This is a genomic window from Nitrospina gracilis Nb-211, assembly GCF_021845525.1.
Lineage (GTDB): Bacteria > Nitrospinota > Nitrospinia > Nitrospinales > Nitrospinaceae > Nitrospina > Nitrospina gracilis_A.
This window is the reverse complement of the sequence record NZ_JAKJKD010000001.1, coordinates 1,588,107-1,603,432: the sequence shown is the minus strand read 5'-3', so window position 1 is coordinate 1,603,432 and position 15,326 is coordinate 1,588,107. Positions and strand designations below refer to the sequence as shown.

15 protein-coding genes are annotated in these 15,326 nt (G+C 54.9%); all 15 read right to left on the bottom strand.

From position 1 onward, the window contains the following. Window position 1: 1 nt before the first annotated feature. Complete coding sequence (locus tag J2S31_RS07590) at window positions 2–2,176, bottom strand: LysM peptidoglycan-binding domain-containing protein (protein WP_237098482.1); 2,175 nt, start codon at window positions 2,174–2,176, stop codon at window positions 2–4. Window positions 2,177–2,418: 242 nt separating this feature from the next. Further along, window positions 2,419–2,709 (bottom strand): EscU/YscU/HrcU family type III secretion system export apparatus switch protein, encoded by a 291-nt coding sequence (locus J2S31_RS07585; RefSeq protein WP_237098481.1) that lies wholly within the window; start codon window positions 2,707–2,709, stop codon window positions 2,419–2,421. Further along, the gene (locus tag J2S31_RS07580; protein ID WP_237098480.1) at window positions 2,706–4,484 is read right to left on the bottom strand and encodes a flagellar hook-length control protein FliK; all 1,779 of its coding nucleotides are present in this window, start codon (window positions 4,482–4,484) and stop codon (window positions 2,706–2,708) included. Before J2S31_RS07580 ends, J2S31_RS07585 begins: the two co-directional genes overlap by 4 nt. A 20-nt stretch (window positions 4,485–4,504) precedes the next feature. Continuing rightward, entirely contained in the window at window positions 4,505–4,849 is a 345-nt protein-coding gene (locus J2S31_RS07575) for a hypothetical protein (protein WP_237098479.1), read from the bottom strand. A gap of 77 nt (window positions 4,850–4,926) precedes the next feature. Then, a complete protein-coding gene (locus J2S31_RS07570; protein WP_237098478.1) occupies window positions 4,927–5,577 on the bottom strand; it encodes a flagellar basal body-associated FliL family protein in 651 nt (216 codons plus the stop codon). Window positions 5,578–5,579: 2 nt separating this feature from the next. Next, on the bottom strand, window positions 5,580–6,188 hold the full coding sequence (gene coaE, locus J2S31_RS07565) for a dephospho-CoA kinase (RefSeq protein ID WP_237098477.1): 609 nt from the start codon (window positions 6,186–6,188) through the stop codon (window positions 5,580–5,582). Between the two features lie 25 nt (window positions 6,189–6,213). After that, on the bottom strand, window positions 6,214–7,074 hold the full coding sequence (locus tag J2S31_RS07560; RefSeq protein ID WP_237098476.1) for an aminotransferase class IV: 861 nt from the start codon (window positions 7,072–7,074) through the stop codon (window positions 6,214–6,216). A 26-nt stretch (window positions 7,075–7,100) separates the two neighbouring features. Beyond that, window positions 7,101–7,796, bottom strand: coding sequence for a CvpA family protein (locus J2S31_RS07555; protein WP_237098475.1), 696 nt, complete (start codon window positions 7,794–7,796; stop codon window positions 7,101–7,103). A gap of 3 nt (window positions 7,797–7,799) precedes the next feature. After that, window positions 7,800–10,325 carry a lytic transglycosylase domain-containing protein gene (locus tag J2S31_RS07550; RefSeq protein WP_237098474.1) on the bottom strand — a complete coding sequence of 842 codons (2,526 nt, stop codon included), beginning with the start codon at window positions 10,323–10,325 and terminating at the stop codon, window positions 7,800–7,802. Between the two features lie 109 nt (window positions 10,326–10,434). Beyond that, window positions 10,435–10,947, bottom strand: a complete 513-nt coding sequence (locus J2S31_RS07545; protein WP_237098473.1) for an NUDIX hydrolase — start codon at window positions 10,945–10,947, stop codon at window positions 10,435–10,437. Between the two features lie 49 nt (window positions 10,948–10,996). After that, window positions 10,997–12,319: an HPr family phosphocarrier protein gene (locus J2S31_RS07540; RefSeq protein WP_237098472.1), complete on the bottom strand. Its 1,323-nt coding sequence runs from the start codon at window positions 12,317–12,319 to the stop codon at window positions 10,997–10,999. A gap of 46 nt (window positions 12,320–12,365) precedes the next feature. Beyond that, complete coding sequence (locus J2S31_RS07535) at window positions 12,366–12,908, bottom strand: HNH endonuclease (protein ID WP_237098471.1); 543 nt, start codon at window positions 12,906–12,908, stop codon at window positions 12,366–12,368. A gap of 130 nt (window positions 12,909–13,038) precedes the next feature. Continuing rightward, the gene (locus J2S31_RS07530) at window positions 13,039–14,457 is read right to left on the bottom strand and encodes an FAD-binding oxidoreductase (protein ID WP_237098470.1); all 1,419 of its coding nucleotides are present in this window, start codon (window positions 14,455–14,457) and stop codon (window positions 13,039–13,041) included. Between the two features lie 39 nt (window positions 14,458–14,496). Next, window positions 14,497–15,090: a hypothetical protein gene (locus J2S31_RS07525; RefSeq protein WP_237098469.1), complete on the bottom strand. Its 594-nt coding sequence runs from the start codon at window positions 15,088–15,090 to the stop codon at window positions 14,497–14,499. A 10-nt stretch (window positions 15,091–15,100) separates the two neighbouring features. Beyond that, window positions 15,101–15,274, bottom strand: coding sequence for a hypothetical protein (locus tag J2S31_RS07520; protein WP_237098468.1), 174 nt, complete (start codon window positions 15,272–15,274; stop codon window positions 15,101–15,103). Window positions 15,275–15,326: the final 52 nt, after the last annotated feature.

Genomic DNA, 15,326 nt, shown 5'->3' with positions numbered 1-15,326 from the left:
TTCAGGCCTTGATTTCGGCGATGAGAGGAATCTTGATGTCCTCGCCGATGTGGAGGGAGTTGAGGTCCTTGCCGGGATTGTAATACCCCAACAGCCAGAGCGGGATCACATATTCGTTATTGCACAGTTCCCACAACGTGTCGCCTTTTTTCAGCGTGCGGACGAGCACCTTTTCCACCTTGTAGCTGGTGTAAAAATCTTCCTGAATGGCCTTGTGGTATTCCTGCCGTTTGGTTTCGAATTCCTCCGGTGTGACACGGCGGAACGGAACCTTGATGGTCTGGTTGATATGAATCTGGCTACGCCACCGCAGGTTGTTGAGGCGGCGCAGTTCGCGAACGGAAATGCGGGCCCAGTCGGCAAAGTGGCTCAGCGTTTCATCGAAATCCACCTTGGCGATACCGATGGGATATTCCCCCTCCATGCGGGGAATGAAGCGCATGGGGCGAAACGCCGGACGATCGGTATTGAATTCCTGGACGCCGGCGCTGGCCAGAATGGTTTCACCCTCGTTTTCTTTCTTCTCAGGGGGAGTTTCCGGTTTGACCGCCACCTGTTTGACCGTCACTTCCAGTTTTTCTTCTTCCGCCGGGGCCGTTTTTGGGGCGACCAGTTTGGCCTCGATCGTATTCGGGTCTTTCGGCACCTTCACCATTTGGCCCACGCGCAACGCATGTGGGTTGGTCAGGTTGTTGATCTGGGCCAGCACGCCGACATGCACACCGTGCTTTTTCGCAATGCGGGTTAGCGTGTCCCGGCGCTTCACCCGGTACTGAAAAGTTTCTCCCACCTGAAAGTCATACTGACTCCAGTCGGTTTTGACTTTGGTGATTTTGACCTTCTCGTCATTCCAACCTGGTATTTCCAAAACCTGTCCGCGGTAAATCCGGTTGCGGTGGCCGATGACATTCAGCTCCTTCAACTTGGATACCGTGGTGCCGAGTCGATTGGCAATGCTGATGAGGGTGTCGCCCCACTGCACTTTGTACCAGCGCGACCGCACCTGCTGGTTGTGCTTCATGGCCGCCGGGATTTCTTCGTACAGGCTGGCAAGGTTTGGATACCGGTCAGCGGGAGCTTTCAAAACATAATGCTTGGGAACGTGCTTCTTGCCGGTGATCACGGGACGGCGGAGGGCCGGGTTGTAGAACGCGATCTCTTCCCGGTCCATGCCCAGGTATTTTTCCAGGGTGGAAATGCTCACATAATCACGCAGTTGCACTGTGCTGTAGGTGACTGGCTTTTCTTTTACATGGTTGGGGAAATACAGGTCTGGACTGGTGCTGACTTCCAGAGCGGCCAGAAATTCCGCGAAGAAGTTGCGGGAGGCAAATCCAAATATACGGCTTCGGTAGTTTTGCACGATCTTGACGATGTCGTCGCCGTGTTTTTCCTTGGCGCGCATCATGCCGCGCAGGCCATGGTTGTACGCGGTGATGGCCAACGGCCAGCTACCGACCGACTCGTAATTGTACTTGAGCAGTTTCGCCGCGGCATACGCGGCCAGAATGGGATCCTTGCGCTCGTCCACCTCGTAATTGATGGTCATGAAACGCCGACCGGTGCTCCGCGTAAACTGCCACACTCCCGCCGCTCCGGCGCTGGAATAGGCGTGGACCTGGAATGAGGACTCGACGTGCGGCAGAGCCGACAGTTGCTCCGGAACGCCGACCTCCTTGAAGATCCTCTTGATCTCCGGCATGTAACGCCCGGCGCGGCGAATGCCGTCTTCAAACCGGTCGGCTTGCCCCAATTGATCGCGGATGCGCCGCGCCGCCTGGTAAAAATCTTTTTTCACCATGCGTGCTACGCGGTCTTCCTCGTAGGTGAGGTGGGCGAGTTTGTCGAGTTTGGCCAGCTTGTGCAGAATGGCTTTGTATTTGTTGATGGCCTTGCGGACTTCCCGGCGGCGGTGCCGGTTGGACGTGTTGTCCCCCAGATCAACCACGGTGTAAATGATGCTCAGGTCTTCGTCGTCGTGAATGACAACCTGGCGGGTGGTGTACTTGCTGTAGATCGCTTTCCAGAAATCAACCTGCGTTTCCAGTCCCACGGGTACGGTGAAACTGTATTCCTTTTGCTCGCGGAACTCTCCCGGGAAGGTCGCCCAAACAGGCGAAGCCATCAGGCTGGCGAGACACAGCACGCACGCAATCAGGAGTCGTTTCAAACGCACGGAACCGAACCTTTCCCCTCAAAAAAGTCCGAAGGATCAAGTAGCAGGAATTGTAACCGGAAAGTAAATCAGAAGCCCCTCCCGGATTTTTCAAGAACGCGTAGGCCGAATCAGCCTAAATGCTTGTTTTTTAAAGATAACAAAAACCTGTCGGGGGGTCAAGCGCGTTTCCACACAAAAACAAAGGGTTTGCTGGCTTATCAAGGGAATCGGGAAGGCTCTTTGAGGGGGTACAAACGGGGTCAGGTGGAGGGGGGCTTGTATTCCTGGTTCATTTTGTAAATGAAGGCCAGCAGCTCCGCCACCACCTGATAGATAGCGGGCGGGATTTCCTGGTTCAGGTTCACCTGGGAGAGGACCTGAACGAGGTCCGGGTCTTCTTTGATGGGGATGTTGTTTGCCCGCGCCAGCTCTATAATCCGTTCTGCTATAAGGCCCTGGCCCTTTGCCGTCACCACAGGCGCGGCATCCCGCCCGGCATCATAGCGAAGCGAAACGGCGCTTTTCGGTTTTTTTGAAGATTCCTGGCTCATGTCTCAATATCCACCAGTCGGGTGGGTTCCTGGATCACCCACTGGGTTAAAAGATCGGGCAGGTCCCGGTCCACCTTTTCCTTGAGGATGGCGGCAATGCTTGCTGGAAACCCCATCTCTTGCATGTGCGTTTCCATGTCCGGGATGTGGGCCTGCAGGAACGCCACCACCGCCTGGTTTTCCGCTTCTATGGAAACAGACAGCCCCTGCGGCTGCACCCGCGCATCCACCCGCAACGGGCCGAGAGCGGTCATGTCGAGAAGGAACACCAGGTTGAAGGTCTCACGTTTTTTGTCCGGGCCTCCGGATTCCCCCTCCTCTTCGCGGCGCACATAAATCTTTACTTGTGACCCGTCGTCGAACCACGACTGCGGAAGGGGCAACAGGTGGGGGAGCTGTTCCTGTTTCGAAAACTGGTGCGACAATTGATGAAACTCGATATTCTGCACGGAACGGTGAACCGTCTGCAGGATCTCCTGCAACGGCCTGGAAAACGCTCCGGGCTTTTGCGCCGCTTCTTCCAGCCGCGACGCGAACTCCATCAACTGACCCTTCAGGTCGTATTGCAGGCGGTGGGATCGATCTCCCTTCCCTTCCTGTAACAGCAGGTTACTCACCTTGGATTCGTACTGGACTCCGGAGCGGTCCACCATCTCCTGCATGCGCGGTGCTTCCACAGTCTTTTCCGCCGAAGGCGAAAGCAGGCGCAGGGTGTCGTGCAGTTTGCTCACCAGTTCCGGATCGATTTTCAATTCCTGCAATACCGGAGGATGACGCACCGCCTGTTTGAGGGCGGCCACCATTTCATCCATAGGTTGACGCGCCGTCATGAGCGGTTTGAGAAGCGAGGGTGTGACGGGCCGGATCACCTGATCCATGGGACGGGCCTCCAGCACGAACCCGTTTTCGACGGGACGTGGGGTGATCACCACCGGATCTCCGGAACGGAACAACAGCGCGTGCGGCATTTTCACCGCCAACTCCCCTTCCCCGGCTTTCACAATCAGGGTTCCGGCAGAGTGTGGGCGCACGGCCGGGAGCACGGTGCGTCCCTTAAGCTCGACCTGCAACCGTTGCAGATCCTGGCGGGTGAAAACAGGTTCGGCGGGCGCGCGCTTTTCTCCTTGCGCGGAAAGCCTGGTGACGGACGCCCCGGCGGCGTCCGGTGGAGTGGGCGCCCTTCCCTCCGGGGATGCGGCTGTGTTGCTTTTTAAAGTGGGAGGGGGTTCCGCAGTTTTGGACCGGACAGTGGAAGGAGGCAGACTGGGATTTTCTGAAACCCGCACTCCTTCTCTCACCGTCGATTTCGGGCCCTCTTTCTCCGTTCCTTCCTGCATTGCCGGTGGCGGAACCGGTTGTCCGGCGTTGCTTCGATGCACCGCCTGGCGTGACAACGTAGTCGTCACATCCGGAGGCCTGTCCGGTTTTCCGGGAGGCGTCGCGGAAGTCATCTCGGTGCGTGTGCGCAAACCAGAGGAAGCGGCGGGCGCAGGGTCGATCAATTTTAAAATGGGCGTGGGGGTGGTCTGCTCCACCCGAGCGGTCAACACCTGGCCGGGGCGCAGGGTTTGGCTCAATTCGAGCAGTACCGGCTTGCCCTGAAACTGCACCACCGCGCGGCCACCCTGCAGAACCTGCGTCACCTTGCCCTGTAGAGTGTCACCTGCACTGAATGCCTGCGCAAAGGCTTCCAGTTTGATTGCTTCCAGCTTTAAGGACAGCGCTTGCGGCGAGAGGATTCGAGCGAAATTTGAAGGGAAGTTTCCGGAGACCATGGTCGAGAGGCATCCCTCGTTCAGGCCACCACGTCGAGATGGACTCCTTGATTTTTTTCAGGCATGCCTGCAGACGGAGTGGCGGTGGAAGACGGGGTCGTTTCCTTCGTATCGGCCGGTTTCTGCTTTTTCTTGATACGCAAACGGCGGCGACGATTGCCCCCTTCATCGGGATTCGTCGGGTCGGTGGGGTTGGAATTTTCCGGATCCTGCACTTCCACCCGTTTGGCTTCATTCTGGCGCGCCTGCTCCTCTTCCGCAAGCTGGTCCAAGGCCAGGTGGAGGGCCTGCTGAACCTGCACTTTCTCCACGGCGGAACTCATTTGCAGAACGTGTTGATGGTTGGCCGGAAACGTGATGGGCATTCTCTAAACCCTTAAAAATAAATCTTTATCTTCTTTCAAGATACCCCTTGCGCGGAAATTGTCAAGTTACTGCCGCCTCAGGAAGCGGTGACCACGAACTCGTTGAACAGCACATCGGTGATGACCCCCGACCCCCGCACCAGAAACGAATTCGACATGGCCAGAATCTCCTGTTTCAGACGGGTTCTGATCGGCTTTTTGGAATTCTGAAAATCTTTGAGGGTTTTCCGTGAAAGTTGGCGGTAGATACCGGATCGCAGGTTCGGCAGGGCCTTTTCCAGCTCCTGGTCGAGTTTGTTGTTGCTGAGCAGGAGACTGATCTGAACCCTCAGAAACTGCCCGGTCTCGGTGCCGTCTTCCGCCGTGATAGGCATGAAGAACGGTTTCAGTGTGTAAACGTGAGGTTTTTCAAAAGGCAGGGCTTCTTCTTCCTGAGGCTGGCTGGCAAAATCCGTCTCCACCACGGGAATGTTGAAAATCAAAAACAGGTAATACGAAAGGCCCAACACCAGCCCGGAGCCCAGGGTGATGGCGCCGTATTTTAGAACCTGCTCCCGGTTGCTTTCCAGCCAGATAACGGTCTTGCGGAGGAAGGACGCTTTTTCAAACTCATCTTGCAGTCTTTTCTCTTCTTCCGCAATGAGGTGTTCGAGGTCGTCGTGCTCGTCCAGACTGATGCCGAGATCCTCATCCCTGATTTCTTCTGTACTTTCTTCTTCTTGGGCCATGGCTATTTATTGAGCGCCTTCAATTCTTCAAATATGCTGCGAACGTTTTGCTCCAGTTCAGAAAGGTCACCGTTGTTCCAGATAATGTAATCCGCATAGGCCAGCTTGTCTTCCTGCTTCATTTGATTGTCGATGCGGCTTTCGATTTCCTCCCGGCTCAAGAATCCTTTCTTGAGGGAGTTTTCAATCTGGGTGTGGCGGTCGCACGCGACCACGACGACCTTATCTACTTTACGGTAATTTCCGGATTCAATTAAGAGCGCCGCATCGATAAAAACCAGTGCTCCCGGGTCGTTGCGAACGATGCCGGCAAACCGCCTTTCCTCTTCTTCAAAAACGCGTGGGTGCAGAATGGACTCCAGCACCCGTTTCTCGCCGGAGTCGTGGAATACGATTTTCCCCAATTGGGCGCGGTTCAGGGTGCGGTCCGGGTTGAGGATTCCATCGCCGAAATGCTCCACGATCTCGCGCCACGCCGCCTCCTCCGGTTGCACCAGCTCACGGCACAGAAGGTCGGCATCGATCACATACCCGCCCAATTCCTGCAACATCCGGGCGACGGTCGTCTTTCCGGAACCGATCCCCCCGGTCAGTCCAATCAACAGCGCCACGCCGCCTCCCCCGGTTGAAAACCATTCATTGCAAAATCCGCTTCAGATAATCGTCGTACAACCGCATCAGTTTTTTGGTGGTCGGTCCCGGCTTGCCGTCACCGATGGGCCGGCCGTTCAGCCATGTAACGGGCATGACCTTCTTCACCGTACCGGTGATGAACGCTTCTTCCGCCTGCTCCAGTGCTTCCGGCGGCCACTCGCCTTCTTCCACCAGGAACCCGTTTTCGCGGGCCAGCCACAGGATTTTCTCCCGGGTGATGCCTTCCAGAATACCGCAGTCCAGGGAAGGAGTGAAAATACGTCCGTCCTTAACGAAAAAAATGTTGCTGGTGGTGCATTCCGTCAAATAGCCGGACGCGTTGAGCATCAATGCATCGGCCGCACCGGTGCGGTTGGCTTCCATTTTGGCCAGCACGTTGTTGAGGTAGTTGCCGGTTTTAAGACCGGGGTTCAACGACTCTTTCAGGTTTCGCTTCACGCTGACCAGGGCAAGATGAATTCCCTTGTCATAATTTTCCTGCGGATACACCACCGCTTCCTTCACCATTATGATCACGTTCGGAGATGTGCAGGAGGTAGGATCCAGATCCAGCTCCCCCACTCCCCGCGTGACGATCATGCGAATGTATGACTCCGAATTATTGGCGGAGTTCAGAGTCCTCCCGATCTCTTCTGCAAACTTTTCGTCGCTGTAAGGGATTCCAAGGTTCAGTGCCGCGGCGGAACGCCGAAGGCGGCGCATGTGCTCGGCGAGAAACACAGGGCGCCCCTGAATGGTGGATACGACTTCGTACACGCTGTCGCCGAATAAAAATCCGTGATCGAGTACGGAGATGTAGGCGTTGTCACTTATGGTTCCGTTCAGATTAATATGGATGCTCATGCTTTGGTCCGAATTGAGTTCATGGCTTATTTTTCTTCATCACTCATGGTGTCCAGCAGTTTATTGAGTTTTTCCTTGTCCTCTCTGGTAAACACTTCCTGAATCTTGTCTTTCATTTCGACGGCTTCGCCCATCTTCTCTTTTCCGTTTTCAATCGTCTCCTCAATGCCGTCCTTCAATTCCCGAACTTCGTCCACCGTCTCCCGCATGGTGCTTTTGAGATCGGTTTCGTTCAGTTTCTCGATGTATTCTTTCGGCACATCCACGTTGTCCCCAAGCACTTCCACCAGTTCTTCCAACTGGGGATGGAACATGGAGTCGTTCGTTATGTCCGCGTAGGTTTCCGGCAGGTATTGCAATGGAAACAAGGCCACCACGATGATAAAAACACCCTTCACTGCGCCCACCACCCCGCCCCAGATTCGGTCCATGCGGGAGATGGATTCCGATTTTTCCACGTATTTCTTGAGCACCTTGCCCAGGAAATAAACGACCAGATACGTGCCGGTGAACAACAGGAAAAACGCCAGCACATGGGCGATGGTCGGACTGTCCAGCGTGTCGAGCAAAGCTTCCGCCATCTCGTCCTGAAAGTTCAAAGCCACCACGTATCCGAGAACAAGCCCGGCAAGCGTGAACAGTTCGCGCACCAGGCCGCGGTAAGCGGAGTACGCCAGGCTGATCAACACGACAGTGAGAACGGCGATATCAAAAAAAGTCATGACTCAGTGCCCCGGTGCTTCCGATCCCAGGCGGATGGAAAGGATCTGTTCCCAACTGGTGAAATTCCGTTTTTCATACAGGTTTTTGTAAATGACATAGTTTCTAAGAACTTTCTTTACGTAGTTGCGGGTTTCGTTGTAAGGAATGCTTTCGATGAACTCCACATCCAGAAGCGACGAACGAATTTCTTTCCATTGCTTCACCTTGTTCGGCCCGGCGTTGTAAGCGGCCAGCGCATACACCGGATTGTCGCCGAACATCTCCAGAAGGTGGTTGAGGTACTTCACACCCAGCTTGATGTTCAATGACGGGTTTTTCAAATCATCCGATTCCGGGGTGGGTTCCCCCAGGGAGTGAGCGACGCGCTTGGCCGTTTGCGGGATCAACTGCATCAGCCCCATTGCATCGGCGGACGAGTGGGCATTGGGATTGAACGCGCTTTCCTGACGCATCAACGCCAGCACCAGGTACGGGTCCAGGCGATACGGTTCGGCCTCGTTTTTGGCTTTCTCCAGATACGCTTCGGGAAAAAGGGTTTCGATCAGGCTCTGCGGCAAGGAATCATGATTGTTTCGCTGTGACAGGGTCCACGACAAAGCGATGGTTTTCTGATAACCGCCGGCCTTCAAAAACAATTGTATCAAATGATGCAGGAAGGCGGCGGACTCGCGACCGTGTGTCACCTGCGCCAGTTCATCGAGTCCTTTCTCCAAGAGCCCGATGGCGATCAGCTTTTCAGCGCGCTTCAGGTATTTCCGGCCCATTTCCCCGAGCCCGGGTTGCCGTGCCTCGCTTTCCGGTGAAGGCATTCCGGCTTTGACGAAACTCAATGAATCCATATTCAGCTCAACCCGCGCCAGCATGGCGTAAAAATTCAGCGGATGCAGTTCCACCAACTGACGCAGGGTGATTTTGCTTTCCTCAACTTTGTTGAGAGCCGACTGCGTCTGCGCCAACCAGTAATAGGATGCCGCAACAAAATTGTATGCGCTCAGCAGGTCGGATTCGTACTCTGGAGCGCGCGGGTCGAATTTATCCAGAAACCTCTGGAACTCCTGTTCCGCCTGCTCCAACTGCCCCTGCAGGCGATGTATCCATGGAATCTTGAACTCCGCGGACTGCACGTAATCGCCATAGTCATATTTCTCAAGCAACTGTCGGTAATGATCGAGCGCCTGGTCGTTCCGTCCCAGATCCTCATAAATACGGCCCATAAAGTACAGCGCCATGTGGCTGGATTCCACTTCCGTCGGATGTTCTTCCAGAATCACCGCATACACGCGTGCGGCCTGCTCCGAATACTGATTACGCCACAGCAGAAACGCGAGCCGCCGCAACTCCATGGGGGGATACAGGTGGATGATGCGGTCGATGCTTTCCTCCCACGCGTTTCCCTTTTGAATGAAATCGAACACCTTTTGATTGGTTTTGGAAATCACCCCGCGCGCTTCCAAAAGGCCGGGGTATTCGGACAGAATACGATACGCGTTATTAAAAATAGCGGGAAAGTCATCCTGCTTCACCGCCGCGTAGAAGTCCTGCACATGAATGTTCTGGTAGCCGTTTTCCGGCGCCTTGCGCGCGGTCTGTTTTGTTATCGAATTGGACCGGCTCTGCAGGGGGTCCAACCGCAATTCCAGCGCCTGCACCGGCAGTTTGCGATTGATCATGTCCTGCCGGCGCGCATTCAGGAAAGTCCGCGCCGCGCTTTCCACTTGTGCGTCGTCGTAAGAGTCCAGCAAAAACGTATAAATATCCAACGCTTCTTCGAGATTCTTTTCTGTGTCGTAAGTTTTTGCGAGGGCCAGGTGGGTTTCCATCTGGTGCGTTTCGTTCCCGACGTATTCCCGCATGAGGGCTTTTCTGTAATACTGCCAGGCCATACGGATTTGTTTCGTTTCAAAATAGAGATCGCCCAGCCGCTTTTCCGTTTCTGCCATCAGGCGCGGAAGCTCTCCCTGATACGGACTGGCGGGATACGCCCGGTGCAGGTCCAGATAGATTTTGAGCGATGTTTCGAGATGGCCGATGGCGGTGGCAATGTCGCCGGCGGTCGCCGCCTGCTTTGCCAATTCGCTCCGCGCCTGCGACTCAAACACCATGCGGTAATCATTCAAAATGAAGTTGCCGCGAATCTGCTTGTCCAGATAGTCCAGTGCCGGCACCGCCTCCCCTTTCACCAGATGCAGGTAGCCGAGGACCAGATAGAGCAGGTTTTTCTCTTCCAGAGTTTTGAGACCCGCTTCGGCTTCCTTCAATTGTTTTAAGACGGGGTCGATGTGGTTCACCTCCAGCCGCTCGACGTTGGGAATTTGTTCTGGAAACAAAAAATGAACGGAAAATGGCCGGGTGCTTTTGAATATGTCCAGTTGCACCGCGGTGGCGGGGCCGGGTTCCTTCCAAAGCCCCAACAGAACAACCAGCGACATGAAGAAAATTCGAGTTTTCATCCGGTAGGACATGGCCAACGCATAGAATTCATGAAGCCGGAAAGGCACGATGAAATGCCGCCGGAGGCCGGAACGCAAGAGGACCTTAACCCGCCTTCATCCAGTTTCAGGCGAGCCAGGCTGTGTTCCGCAGACTTTCATTATCCGCAGAATGCAATATAAACTCAAGTAAATTCAATAGCTTAGATCAAGCCTGAGAATGGTTTTCCAGATACTTACGGAAAAGGAGTTGAAAGCTGGAGGTGAAGGCGGCCGGGCTTTCCGACAGGGCCTGTTGAATATCCGCAAGCGCCCAGAAGCGGCCCTCGTCAATCTCAACGGGATTGATGCGAATGCGGGTGCGGGTGACACAGGTGTAGCATTCGACATGCTCCCAGAAAGTTTCGGGCGAAGCCGGCAAACGCAAAAACGGGGTGAGGGTTTCGCGGATTCCCAGTTCCTCTTCCAATTCCCGGTGGGCGGTGACCCAGTAATCGTCGCCCGCACTCACGTGCCCGGCGGCGGAAGTGTCCCAGAAGCCGGGGTTTTCATCCTTGGTCTCGGCCCGCTTTTGCAGGAACAGCTCACCGGCCTCATTGAACACCAGAATATGCACGGAGCGATGCAGGAGTCCTTTGGAGTGGACTTCCCGTCGCGTGGCCTGGCCGATCACCCGGTCTTCGGCGTCCACCACGTCGAACAATTCAGAACCATCGTCCATTCCATTGACCTCGAATTGAATAGAAGGGAATCAGAGCACACGCCGCATTTCAGCGGGTGGATTTTTGCAGATCCCGCAGGTAGCTCAGGGAATCGGGGATGCTTTTTTCTTCGCAATAATTGTGCTCAGACAGAATGCGGATGTCGTCCAGCGCCCGCTGGTCGCCTTCGAACACCACCGAGCGGTAGCCCTTGTCAGCGATGGCGCCGCCCGCCTGCAGGAGGCTCATCACGGATTTGGCGTTGTATTTTTCACCGTCCACGATCAAAAACACGTCGGAGTCGTGTTTGCGCACGATGAGTGAAATGTAAGTGGACGGCCGCGCATGAAATCCAAGCGGTTCGGGAATCGCCAATTCATAGCGCACCGTCTTGACGAAGCTTTTGAGGATCTCGCGGCTCAGCTTGTGACCTTCGTAAATGTAAAACAGGCACCGGTCGAAAACGTAGTTGACGATGTGGCTCAGCAGTTCGGTTTTATCAACCAGGCTGGAGATGGTGCGTTTGCACTCGCTGTGGCGGATTTCATCCTCGTGCCGTTCAAAGAAATGGCACAGCCACACCGTGACTTCCAAAAGGTGCAATGGCATGGAAATATACCCGCGGAAATCTTTCAGGTTCTTGTGCCGCTGTTCCATGGACGTGTTTTTGATGTACGTATCAAACTCCGACTGGATGCTGTGCACGAGGTTCATCAGGTAGCGGGCTTTTTTCTCATCGAGCACGTTCGGCACGATTTTCCGCAGTTTTTCCGGGTCGTGTGTCGTTTGAAAATTCATGTCGTCGATGAGCTGGGAAACATTCCCCACCTTTTCGAACAAATCGATCACCCGTTCCTCATCCTCCTTAATCAGGTCGTCCACCACGTTTTTGGGCAACTGCCTGTTGACCTCAATCTCCTGAAATTCGTCCGGATTGATCGCCGCGGTCGTCACCTTCAGGCCGTTGGCCGTTGCCGCCCGGATGGCCTCCTCATAGAGGTTGAGGATGGAACGATTGAGAAAATTCAGGAAACTCCTTCCCCCCGAGAAAAACAGTTCCTGTTCTTCCTCCTCGTCACGGAGACGATAATAAGGATAACGGTCAAGGAGATGCTTGCTGTAAAACCCGGAGATGACCAGGTTGCGGATGCTGGCGATATACTCGGTAAAGGAGGACCAGGTGCGGTTCTCCCGTGCGCCGTATTCGTCCAGAAAACTTTCCAGAAAGTCGGACTGTTGAATGAGGTTCGAATAACACTTGCGCGTCGGTTCCGTTTCATTGACCAGAACACGGTACGCGTTGAAGTTGCGGAAGAAGGACATGCTGGCATCCTGAACCAGGGGCAGGAATTCCTCCTCGGTAATGATTTGGTTGAGTGATTTGGGTTCCAAGATTCAGGCTATCCAGCGCTACGCCGCGAAGTGCATCTCGACGCGCTCAATTGAAGGCGGGTCCCCGCACCGCCGCCTTGGGAAGGTATTTCTTCCAGCTTTCGATGTGAGAGGGAGGTCCTTCTGGAATAATAAAGGAATGAAAGCTGAACTCAGGGCGCATCGGTTTAGTGATCAGTTTCATGTTGGCTTCGAAGGCGGTTCGGTTCCCTTTTTTCAGATTGCAGGGTTTGCATGCCACCACCACGTTGGTCCAGGTGGTTTTGCCGCCACGGGATTTCGGCAGAATGTGATCGACGGTCAAAACATGCTCCCGCTCGCCGCAATACTGACAGGTGTAATTATCGCGGCGCAGAATGTTTTTCTTGCTGAAGGCAACCTGTTTGCGGCGGTTGCGCTTGACCACCTTCAATACCCGAATCACCGTGGGTAGAGGGAACGAAAGCGAAGGCGAGCGTATGACATAGCCATCGCTTTCAATCTCCTCGGCGCGGCCGCTCAACACCATCAAAAGCCCCCGCTTGGCACAGCAGAATTGCAGAGGCTCGTAAGTGTAGTTGAGCACAAGGATTTTCAGAGAGTCGAGCATAGCAAACCTTTACCAGTAAAAGGATACAGGTCTCTACTCCAGCAAACATTTGAAAAATTGTACTCTTATAGATCGTCCGCCGTCAACCCGATTTGGCGGCGTCAACAGGGCCCGCCAGCCGGCCCGGGACTCACAAAAGATTGCCCCGGCCCAGAAGCCCCTGCGGGTCGAGCCGGTCTTTGAGAACCTTCAATTGTTCAAGGGTTTCCTTTCCAACCATTTGATGATAGTAGGCTTTTTTCAGTTTGCCCACGCCGTGCTCGGCGGAAACGGTACCGCCCCATTGCAGGATCTGATCGACCATCCGCCCATAAACCGCCCCGGCTTGTTCCATTTGATTTTTATCAGGAAGCAGATTGATGTGCAGATGGTTGTCGCCAATGTGCCCGAACATGGCGTAATCCATGCCGCTGTCTTCCAACGTTTTGCGGTAGAAACGCATCATGTCGAGAAAGTGGGCATCGCCCACTGCCATGTCGGTTCCCATTTTAACGCGACCCATTCGGCTGTTCTCTTCGTTCAAAATGAGCGGCACCTGGTGACGGAAGTCATGAAACAGCGCCACGTCCTTCGGGCCTTGCGCGAACCACGAGTCATCCAGAAGAACGTCCTTCGATTCCAGAAACCCGTACCACGCCTCCAGCGCGTTTTCAAACGCCGCTTCCGTTTCCACATCCTGTTCGAAAAACAACGCGGCCTGCGCCGTTGCTGGAACGTTTTGGAATTTTTCCTTGAGCCGCACCAGGGAATGCCGGTCGAAGTATTCCAGAGAGCAGGGATCGATAGCATCGGAGGATTCGTTCCGTATAACCTCGACGAGGTCCCAGCAGGCATCTTCGCTGTCCATGAACAGAATGCCACTTAGAAAATCGTACGGCGCACGCTTGAGTTTCAGCCGCACACCGGTAATCAGGCAAAGCGTGCCGTCGGAGCCGACAAACAGGTCGATCCAGTCCATGCCCGGCCGGTAGAAATACCCGGCGGCGTTTTTGATCTGCGGACTGCGGTATTCCAGTGAAGGCAGTTCGATGCGCGAGCCATCGTCCAGCTCCAGCGGTCGATCGATGGTATGACCGCGATACAGGCGCGCGCCCCGTCCGTCCGCAAGCAGGATATCCAATTCCTGCACATAGTCCCGGGTGACGCCGAATTTGTAACTGCGCGATCCCGAAGCATTGGTGGCGAGCGTGCCGCCGATGGAGGCAAGGGTCTCCGTCGGATTCGGCGGGTAAAACCAGCCGGAACCTTTCAGGTACGCATTCAGGTCCTCCAGAGTCACCGCCGGTTGCACGCAAATCGTTCCTTCCTCCACCGGACCGATTTGCTTGAATCGTTCCATGGAGACAATGATGCCGCCGTTCGGCACGCGGGAGGCGGTCAACCCGGTCCCCGCGCCGGAGACCGTGATCGGCTGATCGTTTTCCTTTAAAAAGGCTTTCAACTCATCCACCGTTTCGGGGAGCACCACCTCGGAAGCGGTGCCCGGCGGACAGTTGGAGGCATCTTTAAGGTAAGGCGCAATGGCCTCGGGATCGGTTTTGCGTCGCATGATTGAATTACAGGTAAAATTGGCGCCGGGCAGATGATTTCAGCGGCGGGTGGATTCCATCAGGCTGTCGGCCTGCGGCGGCAGGAATCCCTCGTATCCGTTATGACGTTCGATCAACTCGAGCACGGTGTGAACATTGCCATCCCGTTTTTCCGGCTCCGTGAACACCTGGCGCAGGTCCGAAGCGGGCCCGCCCACGATATCGCCCGCCATCTGAAACCCATCGCGTTCGAGTGCGGAGATGGCCAACTCGATATCCTCCACCAGCACTGCGATGTGATGAAAGCATTCGTCTCCGTGGGCGTTGACCCATTGAGGAATCAGGCTGGTCTTGCCGCGGTCGTCGTCGTAGGCCTGGTCAATAAAGAAGGTGGGGTAGCCGGGCTTGCGATACACCTTGGCCCACCAGCTATCGAATTCCAGAACGCCGATTTTCTTGTCTTCCTTATAACTGAGATCGAGGAACTGCCGGGCGCGCCGCTCCACGTTGTGCGTGCGAATGGTCACATGATCGAGAACCGGCATCACCCCGACGCCACAGTCGTTGAGCTTGTTGACCAGATGCCGCCCCGCCCGGTTGCTTTCGAGGAACCGTTGCAGGTAATCATCCAGGATGTTGTCCAATTCAGACATGGCATGCCTCTCATGAATTGCTTTCAGGCGGTTCCGGCGGTTTGTCTTTCGTCTGCTGTTTGTCCGCGGAATCGTCATCCGTCTGTGACGGGTAATTGTGAATGAACCGGGCGTAGCGCACCATCAGAACCAGCATGGCCAGTACGATCCCGGCCACGATGACAAGAAAAACGGAATTGCTCAAAATGAATCTCCCTGACAAACAAATTGCTCTTACTTCATTTTACCAAAAGAAG

Coding starts and splice junctions, on each gene's coding strand:
- J2S31_RS07530 (WP_237098470.1), bottom strand. CDS start 14,457: ATGCGACGCAAAACCGATCCCGAGGCCATTGCGCCTTACCTTAAAGAT.
- J2S31_RS07580 (WP_237098480.1), bottom strand. CDS start 4,484: ATGGTCTCCGGAAACTTCCCTTCAAATTTCGCTCGAATCCTCTCGCCG.
- J2S31_RS07570 (WP_237098478.1), bottom strand. CDS start 5,577: ATGGCCCAAGAAGAAGAAAGTACAGAAGAAATCAGGGATGAGGATCTC.
- J2S31_RS07545 (WP_237098473.1), bottom strand. CDS start 10,947: ATGGACGATGGTTCTGAATTGTTCGACGTGGTGGACGCCGAAGACCGG.
- J2S31_RS07560 (WP_237098476.1), bottom strand. CDS start 7,074: ATGAGCATCCATATTAATCTGAACGGAACCATAAGTGACAACGCCTAC.
- J2S31_RS07535 (WP_237098471.1), bottom strand. CDS start 12,908: ATGCTCGACTCTCTGAAAATCCTTGTGCTCAACTACACTTACGAGCCT.
- J2S31_RS07525 (WP_237098469.1), bottom strand. CDS start 15,090: ATGTCTGAATTGGACAACATCCTGGATGATTACCTGCAACGGTTCCTC.
- J2S31_RS07575 (WP_237098479.1), bottom strand. CDS start 4,849: ATGCCCATCACGTTTCCGGCCAACCATCAACACGTTCTGCAAATGAGT.
- J2S31_RS07585 (WP_237098481.1), bottom strand. CDS start 2,709: ATGAGCCAGGAATCTTCAAAAAAACCGAAAAGCGCCGTTTCGCTTCGC.
- J2S31_RS07555 (WP_237098475.1), bottom strand. CDS start 7,796: ATGACTTTTTTTGATATCGCCGTTCTCACTGTCGTGTTGATCAGCCTG.